This is a genomic window from Cellulomonas citrea, from assembly GCF_009829685.1.
GTDB classification, from domain to species: domain Bacteria; phylum Actinomycetota; class Actinomycetes; order Actinomycetales; family Cellulomonadaceae; genus Cellulomonas; species Cellulomonas citrea.
Window position 1 is genome coordinate 1 of record NZ_VWSD01000248.1, and the last position, 2,538, is coordinate 2,538.

Genomic DNA, 2,538 nt, shown 5'->3' on the forward strand with positions numbered 1-2,538 from the left:
CTGCCGCTCGCCGCGCTCGCCGGGACGGACCCCGGCGCCGACCGCCCCGACCCCGTCGCGCTGCTCGAGCAGCAGGCCGCGACCCGGGTACCCGAGCTCGTGCCGATCCGGTACGGCCGGATGCTCACCTCACCGTTCGCCTTCTACCGGGGCGCGGCCCTCGGCATGGCGCACGACCTGGCCGCCGGTCCGAGCTCGGGGCTGCGCGCCCAGCTGTGCGGCGATGCGCACCTGTCGAACTTCGGCGTCTACGGCTCCCCCGAGCGCCGCCTCGTGTTCGACCTCAACGACTTCGACGAGACGCTGCCCGGGCCGTTCGAGTGGGACGTGCAGCGGATGGTCACGAGCTTCGAGGTCGCCGGCCGCGAGCGCGGCCTGTCGACCAAGGAGCGCGCGCAGGTGGTGACGACCGCCGGTGCCGCCTACCGCACGACGATGCGCGAGCTCGCCGGTCAGCCGATGCTGGCCGTCTGGTACGCCAAGGCCGACATGGACGAGCTGTTCGCCTCGCTCGCCGACCAGCTGGAGCCGCAGGGGCGCCGGCGCACGGCCCGCGCCCTGGCCAAGGTGCGGCTGCGTGACAGCGCGCACGCGTTCGAGCGGATGGTCACCGTCGAGAGCGGTCGGCCGCGGATCATCGCCGACCCGCCGCTCGTCGTCCCGTTGGACGAGCTGTACGCCGGTCACCAGCGGGACGCGCTGTTCGACGCCCTGCGCACGCTGCTGCGCGGGTACCGCCGCACGCTCAGCCCCGACCGCCAGCACCTGTTCGACCGGTTCCACCTGGTCGACGCCGCGCACAAGGTGGTCGGCGTCGGCAGCGTCGGCACGCGGGCCTGGGTGCTGCTGCTGCTCGGCGACGACGGGAGCGAACCGCTGCTGCTGCAGACCAAGCAGGCACAGGCCTCGGTGCTCGAACCGTTCGCCGGTGCCAGCCGGGCCGGGCAGCACGGCCGCCGCGTGGTGCTGGGGCAGCGGCTCATGCAAGCCGCCAGCGACATCTTCCTGGGCTGGCAGCGCAGCGGTGAGCTGGACGGCGGCCACGACTACTACGTGCGCCAGCTGCGGGACCTCAAGGGGTCGGTCGACGTCGAGCGGATGCGCCCGTCGGGGCTGGTGGCGTACGCCCGACTGTGCGGGTGGACCCTCGCCCGGGCCCACGCCAGGTCCGGCGACCGGGTCGCGATCGCCGCGTACCTGGGCGGCAAGGACACCTTCGAACGGGCGCTCGGGGAGTTCGCGGTGGCCTACGCCGACCGCAACGAACGGGATCACGCCGCCCTGGCGGAGGCGGTGCGCACCGGCCGGGTCACGGCCGTCACCGGTCGCTGACCCTCGCGCTCTCATACCCCTGGGGGTATCGTCGGCGCATGTCCACGGTCGAGCAGACACCCCCCGCCCCTGCTGCCGGCCCCGGCCTGCCGGTGCCCACCCCGACACGCTCGGCCCGCTCACGCCAGGTGGCGGTGACCGTCGCGGTCGCCCCGCTGCTCTTCTGGGCGCTCATGCTCGCGGGCGGCGGCGCCGGCAGCGGGCCCTGGACCGCGCTCGTGGCGCTCACCGCCGTGCTGGGTGCCGCGACGGTGGCGTCCTACGTCCCGGCGCCCGGCACCGGGTGGGCACCGGCGTGGGGGTGCAGCTCATGCGCCGTCATCGCCGCGGTCACGGTGCCGGCCGGCGCACTGATCCTCGGCTCGGCACCCGGGCAGACCCCGACGGCGTCGCTCGCCCTCATGGTCGCGGCGTTCGGCCTCGCGCAGCGGCTGCGCGACCCGCGCACCTGCCCGACACCTCCGCGTCCGCAGGCCTGAGCAGGCAGCTCACCGGGCCGGCGGCTCAGCCGCCCAGCAGCCCGGCGCGGACCTTGGCGACGAGCGCCACCCGCGCGGCGTCGTCCAGCCGGGTGGCGAACTCCTGGTCGGCGGCCGCCGCGACGAGGGCGTCGACCATCGGGCCCAGGTCCGTCTGCACGTCGGTGAGCACGAGCGTGCCACCGGCCCGCACGGCGTCGACCGCGCGCTCCCCCGGGGTGCGGCCCATCCCGGCGGCGATCGCCTTGCCGACGTCGTCGGTGATGACGACCCCGTCGAAGCCGAGGGTGCCGCGCAGCAGCCCGTCGACGACGGCCGAGGAGTACATCGCCGGGTTCGCCGGGTCGATCCGGGGGTAGGTGGCCGAGGAGACCATGACGAACGCCGTCGGGTCGTGGTCCAGCAGCGTCCGGTAGACGTCGACCTGCGGGCTGTCGGCACCGGTCACCGCGTCGCGCACCGGGCCGGAGGTGTCGGTGTTCTCGGTCACCAGGCCGAGCCCGGGGAAGTGCTTGAGCGTGGGCTGCACGTCGTGCGCGGCGAGCGCGTCGAGCACCAGACCCGCGGCGTGCTCGACGGCAGCCGGGTCCGAGCCGAGCTGGCGCCCCCAGAAACCGATCGGTGCGTTCGCCCGCTCGGTCCCGGCCGGCACCACGTCGACGACGGGCGCGAGGTCGAGCGTGACCCCGGCCTGCTGCAGCGCGGCCGCGAGCGCACCGGCGTCGGC

General features: G+C 75.3%; 3 protein-coding genes. 2 read left to right on the forward strand and 1 reads right to left on the reverse strand.

Features of this window, described 5'->3' with window-relative positions:
* Window positions 1-1,332 (forward strand): DUF2252 domain-containing protein (locus F2B26_RS15720; RefSeq protein WP_159810952.1); only part of this gene is annotated, 1,332 nt, incomplete at its 5' end.
* Between the two features lie 38 nt (window positions 1,333-1,370).
* Window positions 1,371-1,811: a hypothetical protein gene (locus tag F2B26_RS15725; RefSeq protein WP_159810954.1), complete on the forward strand. Its 441-nt coding sequence runs from the start codon at window positions 1,371-1,373 to the stop codon at window positions 1,809-1,811.
* 25 nt (window positions 1,812-1,836) lie between these two features.
* Here the strand turns inward: F2B26_RS15725 and F2B26_RS15730 are convergent.
* On the reverse strand, window positions 1,837-2,538 hold a 702-nt coding region (locus F2B26_RS15730; RefSeq protein WP_159810956.1), incomplete at its 5' end, for a glycoside hydrolase family 3 N-terminal domain-containing protein.

Bases quoted from the DNA above. Each gene is read 5' to 3' on its own strand.
- F2B26_RS15725 (WP_159810954.1), top strand. From the start codon at position 1,371: ATGTCCACGGTCGAGCAGACACCCCCCGCCCCTGCTGCCGGCCCCGGC.